Raw genomic sequence first — 20,392 nt, 5'->3', positions numbered from 1 at the left:
TAATTTCGGGGCTTCCGCCCCGTTCACCACAGCAATCAGCAAACGAAGATCCGTATTATTTTCCATTTGAGAAAGTCGAACGCCAAAAACCCGGTTGATGAATTACCGGATCCGACATCTCGCCATTTATCATTTATGCAGAGAGTAAACACCATTTTATCATCGGCGGGTTAAGTACAAAACTTGAAATCAATAAATGACCCGAGAATAAAAAACGTAAAGATTGGTGCGATATATTCAAAGATAATTTGAGCGACCGGGAGATCCGCAGCCACTACCGTTCAAAAAGAAAAAAGAGGTTACATTAGCTATTAACAAAAATCTACATTTTGTTTACAAAAAAAACAATAAAATTTGACATTTAAAGGCAAGAAAATCAATTTTTTTCTGTAGCAAAAACAAAACCCCCGTTTTCCAACTGAATGGTAATGAAAACGGGGGTTTTTAAAGGTTAACTGTTACAAAAAATTACAAATCAAATTTAATACCCTGTGCGAGCGGCAAATTGGTGCTGTAATTAATGGTGTTGGTTTGTCTGCGCATGTAGGCTTTCCAGGAATCGGAGCCGGACTCGCGACCACCGCCGGTTTCTTTTTCGCCGCCAAATGCACCACCGATTTCGGCGCCGGAGGTGCCGATATTCACGTTGGCAATACCGCAATCAGAACCGCGCTGGCTTAAAAACGTTTCGGCTTCCCGCATGTTATTTGTGAAAATAGAAGAAGACAATCCCTGACGAACGCCATTCTGCAACGCGATCGCTTCGTTCACATCGCCGGAGTAGCGGATGAGATACAAAATCGGCGCGAAGGTTTCTTCCTGCACAATTTCAAATTCATTTTTCGCTTCAACAATGGCGGGCACAACATAACAGCCCGATTCGTAGCCTTTACCTTCCAGCACTTTATTTCCGTAAATCACATTTCCGCCTTCTTTTTTGGCGGCTTCGATGGCGTCCAGATAGGCTTTCACCGCGTTTTTGTCGATCAACGGGCCAACGTGATTGTTCTGATCCAGCGGATTTCCGATGCGCAAACTCTGATACGCTTTCACCACCGAATTTTTCACCTGATCATAAATGCTGTCGTGAACAATCAATCGGCGGGTGGTGGTGCATCGCTGTCCGGCAGTGCCGACCGCGCCAAAAACAACTGCGGGAATCGCCAGTTTCAAATCGGCGTTTTCAGTCATAATAATGGCGTTGTTGCCACCCAGTTCCAGAATATATTTCCCGAAACGGCGCGAAACCGTTTCCGCGACATGGCGTCCCACCCATGTTGAACCGGTGAACGAAATCATCGGAATGCGTTCGTCGTTGAGCAAACGATCGCCGGCAACATCGTGGCTGCCGATAATCAGGCTGAAAACGCCTTCGGGAATATTGTTTTCCTTCAAAACATCGTGAATAATATGCTGGCAGGCAATTGCCGAAAGCGGCACTTTGTGCGATGGTTTCCACAAATTAACGTTACCGCAAACCGCGGAAATCATTGCATTCCATGCCCAAACGGCTACCGGAAAATTAAAGGAGGTGATAATTCCCACAATGCCCAATGGATGATACTGGTCGTACATGCGGTGATCTTCCCGTTCCGATTGCATCGTGAAGCCATACAATTGGCGCGATTGACCCACTGCGAAATCGCAGATGTCGATCATTTCCTGCACTTCGCCGAGACCTTCCTGCAGCGATTTGCCCATTTCGTACGAAACGAGCGTACCGAGCGGCTCTTTGTATTCACGCAGTTTCAGCCCGATTTGCCGGACGATTTCGCCGCGTTTGGGCGCAGGAACATCTCGCCAAATCAGGAATGCTTCCTGTGCCTTCTTCAGTACTGCGTCGTAATCTGCGCTGGATGCCTTGTAAACCGAGCCGATCGGTTCGTTTGTTGCCGGCGAAACGATATGCGCTTCACCCTGATCCGTTGTTTCGAACCATTTTAAGCCGGTGGATGTGCCATAATTTTTTGATTTTATGCCCAACTGCTTTAAAAATTCCATGAATTGCCTCCTGTAGGTTGTATTTTTCGTTGTCGCTTTTTTTAATTTTTCGGACGTTTCGTAAAACGCCCTCGTTATCGTTTTTCATTTTTTAGGCGTTTCGTGAAACGCCTCTACGGTTTAGGATTTTTCTTTATTTATTTCTACATCAATTTGTTCCTGATTCAGCTCTTCCCGGGCATAGCGCATAAATTCGCCGCTATTCATAAACAAATCAAAAACATCGCGGTCGATGTGGTTCCGGTCGCACATATCGCGCAAAATGCTGAGCGCCTGCGAAAGCTTCATCGGTTTTTTGTACGGGCGATCTTTGGCAGTGAGCGCCTCAAAAATATCTGCGATTGCCATAATTCGCGACTGCAACGCCAACTGATCTGCGGTTAGCCCAAACGGATAGCCGGAGCCATCCAACTTTTCGTGATGCCCGCCGGCGTATTCCGGCACTTTGGACATTTTACGCGGAAATGGCACCTGCTTCAACATTTTGATGCTCACAAGTACATGATTTTCAATGATTTTACGCTCCGAATCCGTGAGCGTGCCTTTGCGGATGGACAAATTTTTCAACTCATCGTCAGTGAGGTACGGGTGCGTTTCGCCGTTTAATTGGAAATTTTTATGGGAGATTCGCTGAATTCGCTCCAATCGTTCGTTATCCAGAAACTCGAATCCGAGATTACAGCGTGCGATAAATTCCAGATCCGATTTCAGAATTGCCAGTTCGGCAGTCAATTTATCATCAAGTTGTTGCAGCGCACCGCTATCCGGATTGCCCGATTGCAGCAGGTGCACTTTTTGCTGAAGCGTCGCATTTTCCATTTGCGCGGCAATCAGCGCAAAACGCTGTTCCACCAATTCAAGACGGTCAAAAATGCCCTGCAGTTTGGTGGCTTTATCCACCACATATTCGGGTGTGGTAATTTTGCCGACATCGTGCAACCATGCCGCCACCCGCAATTCTTCCATTTCATCTTCATTAAAAAAAGTATCTTCAAAAACACCGGCGTTGGATTTGTTGACCTGCGATGCAATCATCATCGTCAGTTTGGCAACCCGACGAATGTGTCCGGCAGTGTACGCTGACTTTTCATCGATAGCCGTTGCGATACTTTCGATAAAGGCATCAAATAACCCCTGTAATCCGGCGATAAGCCGCGCATTTTCCAACGCAACCGCCGCCTGCGATGCCAACGAAATAATCATCGTTTCCCGATTTTTGGGGAATGGGACAACTTCATCGCTGCCCTGCACTTTGGCGTTGAGCAACTGCAACACACCGATAATTTCGTTTTCATGATTTTTCATCGGGACAACCAGCATCGATTTGGAACGATAGCCGGTTTGTGCATCGTATTTTTTTGTGCCGGAAAAATCCAGCCCGATGGCTTCGTACACATCGGGAATGTTGATCACCTCGCCAGTGAGCGCCGCCTGCGACGATGCGTTGGTGAGATTTGCCAATCCGTCAATTTCCAGCGGAACCGGTGGCAGCGTTACAGCTTGCCCGCTCGTGCCGCCGGCATGAATCTTAAGTGTCTGATTTTTAAGAATTTGAAAAACGAGCTCATTCCGGTCATAATCAACCACATACAGCGTGCCCGCATCTGCATTGCTGAAAGCCATCGCTTCGTCGATGATCATCTCCAGCAAAATATCGGTGTCGCGTTCTGCCGAAAGCGCAATGCCGATATCCGCCAGCCGCTGAATTTGGGCGGTTTGCGAATCCAGCAACAACTGAAATTCCTGCCGGACAGCTTCCAATGCTGCTTCGTTGTTGTGTTTTTGGGAACCCGATTGCAAGTTATCATCCATGATTGCCATTTTCAGTCACCATCTTTCTTTTTCTTAACTTCTTTAAAAACAACATCTTCAACATTCCGAGGGTCGTATGGCGGCGGCATGTTTTCCGGTTGAGCATTTTCCCGGATAGTTGGCTTCGGACGTTTTTTTCCTGTTGATAAAAATCGGCGGATCAGGCGAAGTGCGTAATAAATAATGATTGTGTATAAAAAAATTCTAAATAAAAATCCCATAAATGCACCCTGTTTAACAGCAGGTGATAATTTATTTTTGTTAAAATTCGGCAAAATGTGGACAGATTACAAATCAAAACTTACGTTTTTCCGTCCGTTACGGTGCCGGCTGATTTCCTGAAAAATACGCTGCAAATGATCGTCGTTGTTGACAAAATCCAGATTTTCCGCATTAATAATTAATAACGGCGTTTCGTCGTAATTCCAGAAAAATTCGTCGTATAGCCTGCCCAGCGATGTGAGGTAGTTGCTTTCGATATGCTTTTCGTAGCTGCGGCCGCGTTTGGCGATGTTTTGCATCAGCCGGTCGGTGCGGCAGCGCAGGTAAATGGCCAGATCCGGACGGGTTACCCGTTTTTCGAGGATTCGCGCCAGCATATCGTATAAATTCATCTCTTTGGGATTGAGCGTTTGCGTGGCAAAAATGCGGTCTTTGTGGAACATATAATCTGCAATAACGCGGGTTTCGAACATATCGTATTGAAACAAATGTTCCTGCTGGCGAAAGCGGCTCAACAAAAAAAACAGCTGCGTTTGGAAAGCGTATCGCGCCGGTTCGCGGTAAAAATCTTCCAGAAAGGGGTTTTCCTCAAATTCCTCCAGCAGTAGGCTGCCGCCGATTGCCGATTGCAGTTTTTGCGCCAGCGACGTTTTGCCAACGCCGATTACGCCTTCAACAGCAATGTAGCGAAGGTGGTCAAAGTTCAGTTCCATTGGTCGTCCAGTTGGTTTGCAGGTGCCGGAGAAGTGCCGTATCCGGGCAATTTTCCAATAATTGATGCAGTGTTTGCCGGGCGTCCGGCGCCACAACATCTGCGGCGATATCGCACAGCGGCTGCAGCACAAATCGCCGTTGGCGATAGTCGGGATGCGGAATTTGCAGATCCGGCAGATTCACCAGTTGCTGCCCATAAAATATAATGTCGATGTCGATTTCCCGCGGTCCCCAGCGAAAGCGCTGCTTTCGTCCGGTTTTTTGCTCGATGGATTTTACCGCTTTCAACAAATCTTCCGGCGATAATTGCGTATCGATTTCGATGGCAGAATTGAGAAATCCCGGCTGCTGCCGTACGCCGAACGGCTCGCTTTCGTACAGCGCTGCGATGTGTTGAATCTCGCCAATTTCGCGGATTTTCGCAATCGCCCGCCGCAAAAAAGTCAATCGCGGCGGCACGTTGCTGCCCAATGCCAGAAACGCGCGGCTCATTTTTGCTGCCGGCGGTAAATTTCCACTTCCACGTTGTCCAAAAATCCGTTCATTGCAACTTGCGGTTTTCGTACCCGGATGCGAATGGCGCTGATCGCAAAATGGCCGAGAATTTCCCTGGCGATGGTTTCGGCGAGCGTTTCCAGCAAGGTAAATTTTTCGCTGTTGAACAGTTCGGAAACGCGTTCATACACCCGGCGGTAATTCACCGCATCGTCCAGATTGTCGCTGGTTACCGCGCGGCTGAAATCGCATTCCATCTCAATATCCAGTTCAAATTTTTGCCCGAGTTCCTGCTCCGCGCGATAATAGCCGTGGTGGGCGTAAAAAATCATGTTATTGAGCCGAATGATATCCATCGATCAACCTTTTTTGGGAATGGGATAATTGCCGTCGAAACAGGCGTAGCAGAAGCCTTCGGGACGTTTAACGCATTTCTCCAAGTCTTCTTTTTTCAAATACTTAACTGAATCTGCGCAGATGTAATCGCGGATTTCATCGATGCTCATTCTGTTGGCAATCAGCTCTTCGCGATTGGGCGTATCGATGCCGTAATAGCAGGAATGCGCCACCGGCGGCGATCCGATTCGCAAATGCACTTCCGATGCGCCGGCGCCTTTGATCATCCGCACCAGCTTGCGAATGGTTGTGCCGCGAACGATGGAATCGTCCACCAAAACCACCCGTTTGTTTTCGAAAAAATCTTTCAGCGGATTGAATTTCTGGCGAACCGATTCGTCCCGCGCATATTGATCGGGGCGAATAAAGGTGCGTCCGACGTAATGATTGCGGATCAGCCCCATGTTGAATGGCAAATTGCGGGCGTTGGCATAACCCATCGCGATAAAATTGGCGGAATCCGGTACGGGCAACACCACATCGGCCGGCTGATCGACATCGTATTCTGCCAGTTTCGCCCCGATTTTCTGGCGAACGTTGTACACATATTCGCCGAATTCGGCGCTGTCCGGACGTGCAAAATAGATCAGTTCAAAAACACAGTGGTGGGTTTGCCGTTTGCCGTCATCCAGCAATGGCAAAATGTTCGTATGTGTTGAATATTCGTTAGTTTGGGTGATAATCATAATTTCGCCGGGCGCGATTTCCCGGGTTTCGGTGGCGCGCAAAATATCCATCGCACAGGATTCGGAGGCAATGGCAACATCGCCATCTACATTTCCGGTCCACATCGGGCGAAAGCCGTAGGCATCGCGGAACGCATACAGCCGGTCGCGGGTGAGAAACACCGCAGAATACGCCCCTTTTACGCGTTTCATCAACAATTTTATGGCATCGACAATTTCCATATTTTGGCGTTCGTGATAATACACGATGAATCTGCCGAGCAACTCGCCATCATTTTTTGATGAAAAATAGACCCCTTTTGTGCGCAAATCGTTGGCAACTTCATCGTAATTCACGATATCGCCATTGCTGGCGATCGCATAAATCGGACCGCTAAGTGTTTCAATAATATAGGGTTGCGTATTGCCGATCACCGAGCTGCCACGGGTAGGATACCGTGCGTGCCCAATAGCAATATTGCTGGCCAGCTTGTTCAGTACCTTCTCGTTGAAAGCTTCTTTAACATAACCCATCGCCCGGTGGTTTCGCAGGCTGGTGCCGGTGCTGACCGCCATTCCGCAACTTTCCTGCCCGCGATGTTGCTGGGCATACAATGCCAGCATCACCTGATTGGCTGCTCCGTCTGTATTTCTGCTATAATATCCGGCAATACCGCACATGCCGTTTTCCTTTCATTGCTGATACTTCGGAATGAAAAAAGGATCAGAAACACAATTTAACCTTTTTCCACTGACAGCCAAAAAATTAACATTCCACACAACAATTTCCAAATGTTTTGGGAATCCGTTTTTTGGAACAAAGAGCAACATTTTTCTATCTGTAAGTTGAGCCAACCAACACCGCATTCCGCCATTTGCGCACCGAATTGATCAGCACAATTTCTTCCGCACTTGCCAGCTCATCTTTCAAAATAATGCGTTCGCGAATATCGCCGCAATCGAGCAAATATTGGCGATACGTGCCGTTGAGCAATCCGCAATCTACCGGCGGCGTGAACCACTCGCCATCGAATTTCACCAAAACATTGTAAATGCAGCCCTCGGTAATTTCACCGCGCTCGTTCCAAAGGAGCACATCATCTGCGTGTTGCGCGGCTGTTTTGGCAGTCGCGTAAACTGCACGATGGGTCGTTTTGTGAAATAAAAACGGATCAGATGAATCCACCGGCTTTGCTGCCAGCGCAATTTTCAGCGGTGATTGCGGATCGATATCGCTGATTTTGGCTGCTTCGCAGAAAATACCGCCGTTGCGAAACAGCAGCAGCCGGACTTTGTGCAGCGCCTTCGGCAGCGAATTGGCGATATTCGCCAAACTCCTCCGAATCGCGGTTTCGTCGAATGGGAAATCAAAATATGCCGCGCTGTCGTGCATGCGCCGGATGTGCGCATCGCACAAAAAATAACCGGAATCCGGTGACCAACGCAGGCTTTCCAGCAGCGAGAAGTCCGGTTTTTGTTGCGGTTTGACAATCACCCGCGCTTTTACGCGACATTCCTGATATTCCTGCGCCGCATCCGAATCCCACACCACACCGCTGCCGATGCCGTATTCGATGCGCCCGTTTCGTTTGTCAATCAGCGCCGTCCGGATAGCAACGTTGAACTGCGCATCGCCGTCCGGCGAGATAAAACCGATAGTTCCGGTGTAAATTTTTCGGGGTGTATCTTCAATATCTGCAATAATTTGCATCGTGCGAATTTTGGGTGCGCCGGTGATCGATGCGCAGGGAAACATCGCCCGGAAAATTTCTGAAATCGACACATCCGTTTGTCCGGTAACGGTGGTAGTCATCTGCCAAACGGTGGGATATTTTTCGATGCGGAACGCATCGCGAACGGCAACACTGCCGGTTGCGGCAATTCGCCCGATGTCGTTGCGAATCATGTCCACGATCATCGCGTTTTCCGCGCGATCTTTTTCGGATGTTGCCAAAAAATCGCGCAGTTGCAAATCTTCGGCAAAGGTGCGTCCGCGGGCGGCGGTGCCTTTCATCGGGCGGGAAATGATTTCTTTGCCGCATTTCTCAAAAAACAATTCCGGCGATGCGGAGCAAATCGTGAAATCCGGCAAATCGATAAACGCAGCAAACGGCGCATCTGCGGCAATTGCGCTGAACAGCGCCAATGGGTCGCCGGAAAATCCGGCAATTTGGCGGATGGTGTAATTCACCTGATAGGTATCGCCACGGGCAATCGCGGATTTGATGTGCGCGATCGCAGATTGATATTTTTCGAACGCTGTTGTGACCTGCCAATCGAGAGAAAAATTTGCGCTAATCTCCGGTAATTCAACCACTTCCGGCTGCGAAAAAATACCGAAAAAGAGCAGCGGAAAATTGGTGTCAAAATATGTGCGGAACGCCGGATCGAACGCCGGTGCGGCTTCGTAGCTGATAAATCCTGCGGCAAATTTGCCGGATGTTGTGGCGGTTTGCACCTTTTCCAAAGCGGGCAGCACGTCGTCAATGTTGTTCGCAACCACAATTTCCAGCGGCTCGCGAAACGCCAGCCATCGCCCGTTGCGGGCATCGCGGAGCAATATTTGTGCGGATTGTTTTGCCTTCATTTCACCCAAATTTACGCATTCACGGCAAAAGAAAGCGAAAATTTTGGATAAACGGCAACTGCTATTTTTTTTGTGCTATTTCGGTGTGAAAAATTATAGGCGAATTTTCAGAATTCTTTTCTCAAAAAGCAACTGCGAGTCCGATGCCATCACGTTGCAAATATGGAAAAATTGTGGTGTGTCGGGTTGAGTGTTTTTGATTGGATGCTGCTGAATCTACTGATTTTCTTCCGCGCGCGACTGCAATTTTGCCCAGCGAATATCCCATTGCCAACGCCAGCGGATAATCGCTGACCCAGTGAACACCGTTGTTCACCATTTCAAAAGAAAGAATCGTAAGTAACGTATAACCAACAGGTTTGACAATTTTACTATGCGGATAATTTTCATTGATTACAGTGAACGTCATCATCGCGGTAGCGAGGTGACCGGAGGGAAAAGCATCGTATGCCGGCACATTTTTGTGATATTTGATCTGGTCGGGAAAAGGGCGCCATTTGCCACCCGGTGCGGTTGCTTTAAACGGGCTTTCGCGTCCGGTGATGTGCTTTAGCAATTGCGTGGTTAATCCGGTGGTGATCATCCCGCAGGCAATTTGGCTGGCCGTTTGCAACGCCCGGCTGTTTTTATTGATCAATCCATATCCCAAAAACAATCCGGCAATTGAGGTGTGTGTCCAGCCATCACCGATAAAATATAGCGCGGTGTCTTTATCGTGCGGTAACTCTATCGGTAATCCGAAAACGTAAAACGCCCTGTTCATTCGATTGTTTCCGGTCAGCCCGATTCTGCGCCCGAATCGCTGGGTTTCATCCAGCATTTGCTGATCGTATGCCACCAGCAACGCGGTTACCGAAACCATCGCACCAATGTTAAACAGGTTTTCCTGACGAAAGGTGTCTTTCGAATATTTAATAACATTGCCGGGGAAAAACTTGATAAAATCAAATGTGCCGGGATTTTCGTACACATATGTTTCGTCACCCAACTGGTAATAATTATTACTGGTTAGATCGCTACCAAAATCCGGATTTTCATTTTTCGGTTGGGCAAAAAAAGCACTGGAAAACAGTGATGCCAATACGACAAAGGCACCTAAAGATATATTTGGCAAACCACTTTTTAACATAAATCTCCATCGACCGATTAGAATGAGTACAAACAAACTGAATAAATTTCAGGTCAAAAATTCATCGACACCCCTAATGTTTTCCGGCCGATGGGTGCAATCACTACAAAATTGTGTTTGTTGCTGGCTTTTCCGTGATTGACGATCCAGCTGCCGACACAATAGCCGAGGGCACCGCCAAACAGCACATCGGACGCCCAATGTTTACGATCGAGCATTCGCTGAAATGCCACGGCAGAAGCAAGCGTGTAAGATGCAGATTTCACCAAAACAGAGCTGCTCCGTTTGGCTAAAACAGTCATCAACGCAAAAACGCTGGATGTGTGACCGGACGGAAAAGACATTTTGGTGGTATTCATGACAAAAAATTTCGGATCAAATTCATACGGGCCATTGTTCATATACGGGCGTTGCCTGCCTATATTTACCTTCAAAAGATAGGTAATTGCGGATGTGATCGCCAATGATTCCCACATTTGAAAAACGGTTTTTCGCATTTCCGGCTTATTTTTAAACCAGCTGTATCCGATTGCCGTAACAGATGCACTACCCAACGCCAGAAAGGTGTATTTCGAATCGTACCAATGTCCCAACTGCCCGAGTGCATCGAGAATGCCAAACGGTGAAGCATCTCTTTCGAGCGAATATTCTTCATCAATCGCATAGTCCGATCCAGAAATAATCAGCGCACCCATACCGGCACATGCCAACGTTCGTAACGTTCTGAAATCCCAAAACTTAACGACTGAATTTCTGGTATTTGGGTCCAGATTAACATCTACTTTAATTGCATTTGTATGCGGTAAAGGTTCAGCAAAAAACCTGGTTTGCTGAGCAAAACAATAAACAGAACAGAACGCACACAACACCAACATCCTGATAACAACCATTTCCCTGTCGTCCCTTTCAATCTTCCCGGTTACTCTAAAATCATGGCATTACTAGCGGATAAATCAGAAATAAACCGACATCCCTATTCTATTTATCGAATAAATTGCTGATATTTTTAAGGGGTTTCTTTTCCGGGTTTGGTGAGTTACCAACAGATTGCCAACCCAATAACCGATAGCGCCACCTACCAGCACATCTGATGCCCAGTGCTGGCGATCGTTCATTCGTTGCAAAGCTACTGATGTTGCCCAAAAATATGCCGGATATTTGACCCACCACTGGCTGTACTGTTTGGCGATTACCGTCATCACAGAAAATGCGCTGGTTGCATGACCGGATGGCATCGACCGGTATTCCCGATTGCTGTTGCCGGAACCAAACAGATCAAACTCCGACGCACCCTGATTTGCAAATGGCCGCGCCCTGCCGATGGCCCGTTTGCTCCAATATGTGATTGTGCTGGCAATCAACAATGATTCCAACATCAAACGTGTGGTTTCCCGCAACTTTTTGTTTTTAAAAATAATACCGCCGGTAAGCATTCCAGCGGAAAGACCCAACGCAACATTTTGGGTGCCAATGTTGTCATAAACTTCGCCAACTTTGGCCATCCATTTGGCGGGCTTTAGTACACCGTGATAGCCTTCCAGCGCCAATTCTTCATCGGCTTCGGCATCACCAAAAGTGATTAATCCGGCATTGAACGCGGCAAACGACAACACTGATACAGCATCTTTTTTGGATAATTTGAAAGGTGAGCTGGCAACGTGCCAAAAATCCCCCACAACGGTTGTTAAAAATCGATGCGCTGGATTTGACTTGGTATTATCGATAGCGGATTGGGGGCGTATCACGCCTATCGATGAAAACAACAGTACCCAAACCAAATTCCAGCGCAGCAAATATTTTGTCATTCTCAGTTTTACCGGGAATTCCCGCGATACATCATTAATTGATACGCAACGCCTTCGATGTTGAATTCAACAAAAAACGAAGCTTAACGATTGATTTTCGCATCCACTTTCCTGAACGGACAAAAAGCCCTTTAAACCCTTGTCCCATAAGCAGCTTACGCAATATGTTTTCCAGATAATCAACCGCCAATTGCGTTTTTGTTAGCGGCTGTGATATTTCTTCGTCGGAAAATATCGTTTTATAATTCAAATTTTGCAAGAGCTTTCCGGCAACCTGCTCGAACAAACGAATGTGCCGCCGGGACATCTGCGTTTTCCATTTGTTGAAATTATCGCGGCGAACCTTGCCGACAATCCCGCGATTAAATTGATCGATAATTTTGTAGCGGTCATCTTCCCAATCGAGAAAATGGATCAGGTTTTCAAAAATTTCCTCTGGAAATTGCACCAAATGTTCGTATCGAATTTCCAGATATTGGCTGTCGTCCAGCTTTCGCCCGAAGTTGCACGCCGCTTCGACGCGTTCTTTCCAATGTTTGGCAGCCACAATCGGCGATTTTGCACCCCAATCCAGCCGGAACAGCGACAGCGCCACATCGCGCCCGTCGCGGATGATGTGCACAAATTTGGCATCCGGAAAAAGCTGGAGCAGCTCTGCCGTGTAAACTGAGTAATCCGGTGTTTTGCCGCCCCAACGATCCGCACCTTTCAGATACGCCCATTCGGCGTAAAACCGGCGCACCAGTTCGGGATAAGTTCGTTCGTCCATCTGGCTGATGAACACATCCACATCAATTTCCAGCCCCGGAAAGCGGCGTTTCACATCCGGTTCGTTGAGAATATCGGTGAGCAAGCGACGAAGATTGGCATCATTTTTCAGGTCGCCGTAATAATTGAGCATTTTCATTTTGCGGACGAACAGCCCGTTGTCGCGCCCGAATCCGATTTTCAGATATTTCTGGATCAATCGATACAAAAATGACGTGCCCGACCGGTGCGAACCAATCACAAAAACCGGCGCGGAATCTTTGATTTCGCGAATTTTTTCCGCTTTGAGTGCTCGTTCCAGATTCAGAACCGTTTCCATCGACAATCTCCTGTCATTCATTTATTTCCATTTCAAACTACGATAGAATAATAATGAATGAAACTGAACTGAAACTGAATTTTGGGCGGGTGATTCACATTTTTACGAATTTTTTACCAAAACAACGGCAGGTGCAAACAGATGTCACAATTTCAAACCGAATCAAATAGAAAACATTTTACGAAACCCAACTGAACTGAAACTGAATTTTATTAAAAAAGCAGGCTTACCAAATCATTTCTGCACCAACATTTTTACCTTGTCCTTTATCAAAACTCATTTCCCGGAAAATCCACTGTAAACGTACTGCCGACGCCCAATTTGCTTTCCGCAGAAATGCTGCCGCCGTGCGCAGCGACAATCCAGCGGCAAATCGACAGTCCCAAACCGCTGCCGGAAAAACCGCTTCGGGCGTTATCCACCCGGAAAAAGCGATCAAAAATATGCGGCAATTTTTCCGGCGGAATACCGCAGCCGGTATCGCTGATACGAATTTTGACATTTCCGGATTTGCGGATCAGGCTGAGCGAAATTGCGCCGCGCTCGGTGTTTTTCAGCGCGTTATCCACCAAATTGAGCAGCAATCGCCGAATGAGCTGCTCATCACCTGAAAAATCGATTTTGTCGCAGCGATCGAGTTGCACGCTGATGGGGCGGTCATCCGCAAGAATCTGGCAATCCTCCGCGATTTCCCGCATCACATCATCAAGCCTAAACTTCTGTTTTTTCAGCGGATAGGCTTTGGAATCCGATTGTGCAAGCAACATCAGGTTTTCGACAATTTTGCTCATCGAAATTGCCCGCTCCAGCGTTCTCTGGATGGCAACGCGATTGTCTTCGGAAATTGTGTTCTGCTCATACAGCAATTCCAACTCGCCGCGCTGAATGGTCAACGGCGTTCGGAGTTCGTGCGCGGCATCTTGCGTAAACTGGCGGATCTGGTTTACGCCTTCCTCAATTCGTGCAATCATGCCGTTTAGCGTGGTTACAAGAATCCCGAATTCGTCTTTTCCGACGTAATCCGGCAGCCGTTGCTCCAGATTGGACAGTGTGATATTTTTCGCCGTTTTTGCAGCATTCACCACCGGAACCATCACCAGTTTTGCCAAAAACCAACTGCCGAGCAACACAATCGCCAGCGTTACGGGAATACCAACCAGTAGCGTATTTTCGAGATGACCGGCAATTTCATAAAACGTGCGGTTTTCCAGCCCGACAACCAGCGTTCCCCACGGATTTTGGCTGATGTTAACCCGGTAGCGCCGGTTGTTCAGCACTTTGTTGAAAAATTCATCCGATTTATCAAAAAAAACCGCCGGGATTTGGGCAATTTCCACATCGTGACGGGAGTCCGAAAACCGGCGTGTTGTGCCGTTTTTTACGACAACATTCAGCAGCACGAACTGGTTTTTAAAGCCAATAATTTCGTCCAGATCTTCCTCAAGTTCGTGCTGGATTTGGGCCGCTTCTGCCGAGTCCGCTTCGATAATGCCGGAAAATTCCCGCTCGAACAATTCCCGGACAAAATTGCGCTCCCGCCGCAATTCCCGGTCGATCTCGCCGGTCATACCGAGGTATATCGCCAGCATTTCCGACGACAGCAGCAATACCAAAACGCTGATAAACACGAAGGTAATGAGCAGCGTAATCCGGGCGCGGATGGACATTTTCATCATTGGTCGTATTTCAAAATATAGCCGCCGTTGCGGACGGTCTGGATGAGTTGTTTACCGAGCGGTTTCTCGATTTTCTGGCGCAGCCGTCGAATGTAAACTTCGATGAGATTGTAATCGCTGTCGAACTGGTAATCCCACACGTGATCGGCGATCATGCCCTTGCTGATCAGCCGGTTTTTATTGCGGATGAGGTATTCCAGAATGGCGTATTCCCGGGTGGTGATTTCCACCGGATTTCCGGCAACGGTTACTTCGCGCGCAACGGTGTCCAGCGTAATTTCGTCGAACCGGAGTTGCGGCGATTTTTCCGTTGAATGGCGGCGCAGCAATGCCCGGACCCGAGCACGTAACTCCGCTACTGCAAAGGGTTTAACGAGATAATCATCCGCACCGACATCCAGCCCTTTTACGCGATCTGCCACTTCGCTGCGGGCGGTGAGCATCATCACCGGTGTGGCAATTCCGGCAGTACGCAGCGTTTTCAGGATGTCGAATCCCTCTTTTCCGGGTAGCATCACATCCAGAATAATCAGGTCGTACGGCTCCACATGCGCGAGGTCTTCCCCGGTTCGGGCGTCGAACGCCACATCCACCGCGTGCGATTCTTCCTGCAAAACCTTTTGCACAAATGCTGCAATTTCCCGGTCATCTTCAACAATTAAAATCCGCAAAGTTTCACCCTGTTTGTAGTTTTCGAAATATCTGATGTTACGTATCAACTGTTTTGCCACAGAGACATGGAGAATCGCAGAGAAATATCACGGTAACCTTTTCTTTAATAAAGGCCTGTCTTTAATGATAATAGCCTTTTCTTCTCAAACCGTTTTTAGATTTTTTTATCTCCGTGTTCCTCTCCTTCTCTGTGACGAAATTGTGTATCATCAGTTAATAATTTGCGCAATCCTGTCTCAAAAATCAACGAATGAAACGCCGGGACGTGGCAACACATCTCACATTCTGCAAAGTGATTTTTTTCGCGACAGAAACCGTTCATGCTATTTCATTCGAAATCGATTTGTCGTATATTTTTTGATCATAAAGAGGAGACAGAGACATGCACTTTTCACAAAAACTGCGGCGTGCGGCGCTGGTTACGCTGCTCGTTGCTCCGGCGTTGTTCGCCCAAAAGCAGGCGGTAACGCTGGATGACGTGCTTTCATACAGCCCGTGGGGCAAATCACCGGCAAATTTGAAATGGCAACCGGATGGCGAGGCGTTCACCCACCTCAAGCGAAACCGGGAAACACGTTCGCTGGAATTGCTGCAGCACAGCATGAAAACCGGCGAAGAAAAAGCACTGCTAAATTCAGCAGATATTGAATTTATGGGCGGGAATTTCAGCGATTACCGCTGGCTGCCGGACGGCAGCGGATTGCTGCTGCTCAGCAAAGGCGATGCGTGGCTGTATTATTTGAAGGATAAATCTTCCCGCCGGTTGCTGGAAACCGAAGCGGCTGAAGAATTAATCGATCTCTCGCCGGACGGATCGTATATTTCATTTGTTCGCGATGGCAATTTGTTTGTGAAATCCACCGCCGGCGGTGACGAGAAACAACTCACCACCGATGGCAACGATATTATTCTCAACGGCAAATTTGATTGGGTCTATCAGGAAGAGCTGGTCGGACGCGGTCAGTTTAAAGCCTATTACTGGTCCCCGGATGGCAAAAATATCGCGTTTTTGCGATTCGACCAATCGCCGGTGCCAAGCTACCCGCTGGTGAACTGGGACGAAGCGCATGCGACCGTGACCAACATGAGCTACCCGAAGGCGGGTGACCCCAATTCTCTGGTGAAGCTGGGCGTGGTGAATGTGCAGTCCGGCGAAACCCGCTGGCTCGACGACAACAGCGCAACCGACGATTATTATCCGCGGGTGTACTGGCTGCCGGACAGCAAAAATGTGGCGTACATGCGGCTGGATCGCCGCCAGCAGAAGCTGGAATTGGTGCGCGCCGATGCGCAATCCGGCGAGAAAAAAGTGCTCATCACTGAAAGCGATCCGCATTGGGTGAACGTTGGCGATTGCGTTTATTTCTACAAAAACAAACCGCAATTGTTGTGGGGATCGGAACGCGGCAACGGCTATAACCATTTGTATTTATACGACTTGGATGGCAACCTGATTCGCCAGGTCACTTCCGGCGAGTGGCTGGTGGATGATTTTCTGGCGGTCGATGAACAACACGATCTCATCTATTTTACCGCTACGGAAAAGGATTTGCGCGAGCGTCATTTGTATCACGTAAAATCGAGCGGCAGCAGTTTCCAGCGGCTCACCAAAGCGGACGGTTCGCACCGGATCAACATGCCGGATGCGGCGCAATATTTTATCGATACGCACAGCAGCATCACCCAACCGTCTGAAATCACGGCGCACAAAGCCAACGGCAAACTGCTGCACACCATTCGCGAAGATGACGGCGAACTCAACAAATATGATCTTTCCACGCCGGAAATGATCACCTTCACCGGAGATAACGGGCTCGAATATTACGGCATGCTGATCAAACCGCAGAATTTCGATCCTTCCAAAAAATATCCGGTGCTCGTTTATACGTACGGTGGTCCACATTCGCAGGTAATCAGTAACAGTTACGGACGATTTGGCTCGCTGTGGCACCAGTTTTTGGCGCAGCAAGGGTACGTTATTTTCGCGATGGACAATCGCGGTGCAGCCGGTCGCGGGCACGCGTGGGAATCACCAATCCATCTGGAAATGGGCAAAATTGAGCTGGAAGACCAGCTTCGCGGGGTAGATTATCTCAAATCGCAGCCGTTTGTGGATGCGCAACGCATCGGCATTTGGGGCTGGAGCTACGGCGGCTACATGACGCTCTATGCGATGACCCATTCAGATGCGTTCGCAGCGGGTATTTCCGGCGCACCGCCGGCTCACTGGCGCAATTACGATACGGCATACACCGAGCGATACATGGGTTTACCGCAGGAAAATGAAGAAGGCTATCGCCTCAGCGCACCGGTAAATGCGGCGGAGAACCTCAGCGGATCGCTGCTACTGCTCCACGGCACCGGTGATGACAACGTGCACATGTCCAATTCCATCCAGATGATTGACGCGCTGATCAGCGCCGGGAAAATTTTCCAGTCGCAATTTTACCCGAACCAGATGCACGGTTTTCACGGGAAAGCGCGCGTTCACCAATACAAAACCATGTTCAATTTTCTGGAAACACATTTGAAAAACGCCAAAACCGGAGATTCAGCGGAATAAATGCGAGCGCGATTAGCAACATACGCAGACCGGGCGGAAATCGCCCGGATTTACAACGAAGGCATCGCAGAGCGCATCGCCACGTTTGAAACGCGGGACCGCACAGCGAAAGACATCGGCAAATGGATGGATGGCAAACATCCCGTGATTGTGGTTGGCGAACCCGGCAAAATTTTCGGGTTCGCGGCGACATTCCCGTACAGCGCGCGAGAATGTTACGCGGGCGTTGCGGAATTTTCTGTTTATGTGGATCGCAATTATCGCGGGCGTGGTGTCGGCAAATTTGCCATGAATTATTTGATCGAACAAGCTGCGGCAGCCGGTTTTCACAAACTGCTGTCGCGGATTTTTGTGGAAAATGCTGCCAGCCTTAAACTGATGAAATCATTGGGTTTCCGAGAGGTGGGCGTCTATCGCAATCACGCCAAGCTGGATGGCATTTGGCGCGATGTTGTCATCGTTGAATATTTGATCGAACGAAATTTATAGGGACGATCGGCGATCGCCCCTGTATTTTCTCAACCCATTACAAAAACAATTTCACACCGGTCGTTACACCGTCGATCACCACATTTCCGGCGGACCAATATTGGTAACCCACCGAAAACGCCATCCGGCGATAATGCAGGTTCAGCGCACCGTAAAATTCCGGCACATATCGCTCGCTGATAAATCCGCCACTGTATTGCAATTCCAGACTGAGCGGTTCTTTGAAATACCACTCCATTCCGGAGTTAAACGCGAAGCCGGTGCGGGTGTTATCGCCGCGCAAGCCCATCACGCCCAATCCCCAACGCAACCCGAAACGGTTGAGCCGGAAACGGTTGTAATTGACAAATGCGCCGAACAACTGCAGCCGGTCATCGTATCCGTTCAGCTCTTCGCGGATATCGGCGAAATGCACTTCTGCGCCATACAACGGATTCGGCGAAAATTGCGCCCGCAGCGCCAGCCCGTCCAAATCCGATTCGCTGTAAAAATAATTCCCGGTGATGTTGATCGATTGTTTGCGCCCGTCGTTTTGCGAAAAATGCCCCTCGCCATCAACAGCGTAAGGGAAATCACTGAAAAAACTGTTTTTGTAGCTGCCGTTATAAAAATAGCGCGATTCGCCGGGAAACTGAACCAGCAATCCGTAAGTAATGCGCCCCAGCAGCAGGTAATCGTCGATGGAAATCCAGCTGTGAACGTGGTCGTCGTCATCGTCATCGTTGTCCGATTTTTTCTTTTTGCCGTCAACCTCGTCCTCAAAATCGCCGAGTTTGCCTTCTTTTTTGGTTTTCTCTTTGCGTTCCCGCTCCTGTGCAATCCCCGTTACGCCGAAACCCAGCCAAATGCCGAGCATCAACAAAATCAAAATTGTTGTTTTTTGTTTCATCCCAAATATCCCCAAAAATAATGGTTTTTACACAACTATACGATTCACAATTCCACAAGTTGCCACTTTTGTGCCAACAAAAAAGCGCCTGCAAACACGGTATTTTCGACCATTTCGTTTACAGGCGCGACATTCGGGTTCGACAATTCGTCAAATTTGTCGAGATGTTTTTTTTGCTAAACGGCTTCCGCCAACGCTATTTCGGCGGGATTCGGGCGTTCGTCCAGCACTTCGTCGGGGATATCGGCGATGGCATCGCGGAGAATTTCGCCGGTGGTTTCCGGTTTGTGAGCATTTTCGCTGAGATAGCGCCGCCAGGCTTTGTTACCGCGCTGGTGTGAAAACAACCCAAACATGTGCCGGATGATCCGGTTGGGAAACAGCTCATTTTCCCGCCATTCTTCAATGTACGGAATCATCGCTTCGACAATTTCCCGGCGGGTTTTGGCGGGATACTTTTCACCGAAAAATAACTGGTCCATGCTGCTAAAAATAAACGGGTTATGATACGCTGCACGTCCGAGCATCACACCATCCACATGTGGCAATTGTGCGGTAATTTCCGTGTGCGTTTTGATGCCGCCGTTGATTTCCACGATCGTATCCGGGAAATCGGTTTTTAGCCGGTGCACATCTTCGTACCGCAGCGGCGGTACTTCCCGGTTTTCTTTGGGATTCAACCCTTTCAGCCAGGCAATGCGGGCGTGAACGGTAATCCGGTCCGCGCCGGCGGCAACCACTTTTTCCACAAAATTTGCCATAAATTCGTAGCTTTGCTGCCGATCGATGCCGATGCGGTGTTTCACACCCACCGGAATTTTTACAACATTGCGCATTGCGGATACGCATTCGGCAACCACATCCGGCGTGCTCATCAAACACGCGCCAAAATTGCCTTTTTGCACCCGTTCGCTCGGGCATCCGACGTTAATATTCACTTCGTCATATCCGTAATCTTCCGCGATTTTGGCACATTCAGCCATTTCTGCCGGATCATCACCGCCGATTTGCAGCACCAGCGGTTTCTCAAAATCGGAAAACCCGATGATTTTCTCCCGTTCGCCGTGTAAAATGGCACCGGTGGTTTTCATTTCGGTGTAAAGCAAAGTGCGGCGCGTCATTTGGCGCATAAAAGCGCGAAAATGGCGGTCGCTCCACTCCATCATCGGCGCGACGCTCACCGGAAAAAC

General features: G+C 48.6%; 18 protein-coding genes. 2 read left to right on the top strand and 16 right to left on the bottom strand.

Going from position 1 to position 20,392, the window contains the following annotated elements; all coding sequences use genetic code 11:
* Positions 1–468: 468 nt before the first annotated feature.
* From H6629_11685 to H6629_11620, 14 genes are all read right to left on the bottom strand, one after another.
* Positions 469–2,001 carry an aldehyde dehydrogenase family protein gene (locus H6629_11685; protein ID MCB9068453.1) on the bottom strand — a complete coding sequence of 511 codons (1,533 nt, stop codon included), beginning with the start codon at positions 1,999–2,001 and terminating at the stop codon, positions 469–471.
* 120 nt (positions 2,002–2,121) lie between these two features.
* Complete coding sequence (locus tag H6629_11680) at positions 2,122–3,813, bottom strand: HD domain-containing protein (protein MCB9068452.1); 1,692 nt, start codon at positions 3,811–3,813, stop codon at positions 2,122–2,124.
* Positions 3,814–3,824: 11 nt separating this feature from the next.
* A complete protein-coding gene (locus tag H6629_11675) occupies positions 3,825–4,088 on the bottom strand; it encodes a hypothetical protein (GenBank protein ID MCB9068451.1) in 264 nt (87 codons plus the stop codon).
* 12 nt (positions 4,089–4,100) lie between these two features.
* Positions 4,101–4,742 carry a deoxynucleoside kinase gene (locus tag H6629_11670; GenBank protein MCB9068450.1) on the bottom strand — a complete coding sequence of 214 codons (642 nt, stop codon included), beginning with the start codon at positions 4,740–4,742 and terminating at the stop codon, positions 4,101–4,103.
* Positions 4,732–5,241: a 2-amino-4-hydroxy-6-hydroxymethyldihydropteridine diphosphokinase gene (folK, locus tag H6629_11665; GenBank protein MCB9068449.1), complete on the bottom strand. Its 510-nt coding sequence runs from the start codon at positions 5,239–5,241 to the stop codon at positions 4,732–4,734. Before folK ends, H6629_11670 begins: the two co-directional genes overlap by 11 nt.
* Entirely contained in the window at positions 5,238–5,600 is a 363-nt protein-coding gene (folB, locus tag H6629_11660; GenBank protein ID MCB9068448.1) for a dihydroneopterin aldolase, read from the bottom strand. Before folB ends, folK begins: the two co-directional genes overlap by 4 nt.
* Before the next feature lie 3 nt (positions 5,601–5,603).
* Complete coding sequence (gene purF, locus H6629_11655) at positions 5,604–6,986, bottom strand: amidophosphoribosyltransferase (protein ID MCB9068447.1); 1,383 nt, start codon at positions 6,984–6,986, stop codon at positions 5,604–5,606.
* A 154-nt stretch (positions 6,987–7,140) separates the two neighbouring features.
* The gene (gene pabB / locus H6629_11650) at positions 7,141–8,892 is read right to left on the bottom strand and encodes an aminodeoxychorismate synthase component I (protein ID MCB9068446.1); all 1,752 of its coding nucleotides are present in this window, start codon (positions 8,890–8,892) and stop codon (positions 7,141–7,143) included.
* Positions 8,893–9,013: 121 nt separating this feature from the next.
* Entirely contained in the window at positions 9,014–10,021 is a 1,008-nt protein-coding gene (locus H6629_11645) for a phosphatase PAP2 family protein (protein ID MCB9068445.1), read from the bottom strand.
* Between the two features lie 53 nt (positions 10,022–10,074).
* Complete coding sequence (locus H6629_11640; protein MCB9068444.1) at positions 10,075–10,731, bottom strand: phosphatase PAP2 family protein; 657 nt, start codon at positions 10,729–10,731, stop codon at positions 10,075–10,077.
* A gap of 243 nt (positions 10,732–10,974) precedes the next feature.
* Positions 10,975–11,826: a phosphatase PAP2 family protein gene (locus H6629_11635; GenBank protein ID MCB9068443.1), complete on the bottom strand. Its 852-nt coding sequence runs from the start codon at positions 11,824–11,826 to the stop codon at positions 10,975–10,977.
* A gap of 34 nt (positions 11,827–11,860) precedes the next feature.
* Positions 11,861–12,913, bottom strand: coding sequence for a sulfotransferase (locus H6629_11630; protein ID MCB9068442.1), 1,053 nt, complete (start codon positions 12,911–12,913; stop codon positions 11,861–11,863).
* Positions 12,914–13,182: 269 nt separating this feature from the next.
* Positions 13,183–14,589 (bottom strand): HAMP domain-containing protein, encoded by a 1,407-nt coding sequence (locus H6629_11625; protein MCB9068441.1) that lies wholly within the window; start codon positions 14,587–14,589, stop codon positions 13,183–13,185.
* On the bottom strand, positions 14,586–15,260 hold the full coding sequence (locus tag H6629_11620; GenBank protein MCB9068440.1) for a response regulator transcription factor: 675 nt from the start codon (positions 15,258–15,260) through the stop codon (positions 14,586–14,588). The genes H6629_11625 and H6629_11620 overlap by 4 nt, the downstream gene beginning before the upstream one ends.
* 383 nt (positions 15,261–15,643) lie before the next feature.
* Between H6629_11620 and H6629_11615 the strand changes: the two genes are divergently transcribed.
* Positions 15,644–17,824: a S9 family peptidase gene (locus H6629_11615; protein ID MCB9068439.1), complete on the top strand. Its 2,181-nt coding sequence runs from the start codon at positions 15,644–15,646 to the stop codon at positions 17,822–17,824.
* Positions 17,825–18,313 carry an N-acetyltransferase gene (locus tag H6629_11610; protein ID MCB9068438.1) on the top strand — a complete coding sequence of 163 codons (489 nt, stop codon included), beginning with the start codon at positions 17,825–17,827 and terminating at the stop codon, positions 18,311–18,313.
* A gap of 37 nt (positions 18,314–18,350) precedes the next feature.
* Here H6629_11610 and H6629_11605 read toward each other — a convergent pair whose 3' ends face one another.
* Both H6629_11605 and dusA read right to left on the bottom strand, forming a co-directional pair.
* Positions 18,351–19,202 carry a hypothetical protein gene (locus H6629_11605; GenBank protein ID MCB9068437.1) on the bottom strand — a complete coding sequence of 284 codons (852 nt, stop codon included), beginning with the start codon at positions 19,200–19,202 and terminating at the stop codon, positions 18,351–18,353.
* 176 nt (positions 19,203–19,378) lie between these two features.
* Entirely contained in the window at positions 19,379–20,368 is a 990-nt protein-coding gene (dusA, locus tag H6629_11600) for a tRNA dihydrouridine(20/20a) synthase DusA (GenBank protein ID MCB9068436.1), read from the bottom strand.
* Between the last annotated feature and the right edge of the window lie 24 nt (positions 20,369–20,392).

Source organism: Calditrichia bacterium (assembly GCA_020634975.1).
GTDB lineage: Bacteria > Calditrichota > Calditrichia > RBG-13-44-9 > J075 > JACKAQ01.
The sequence above is the reverse complement of the archived record's forward strand: the minus strand, read 5'-3'. Positions and strand labels throughout refer to the sequence as shown.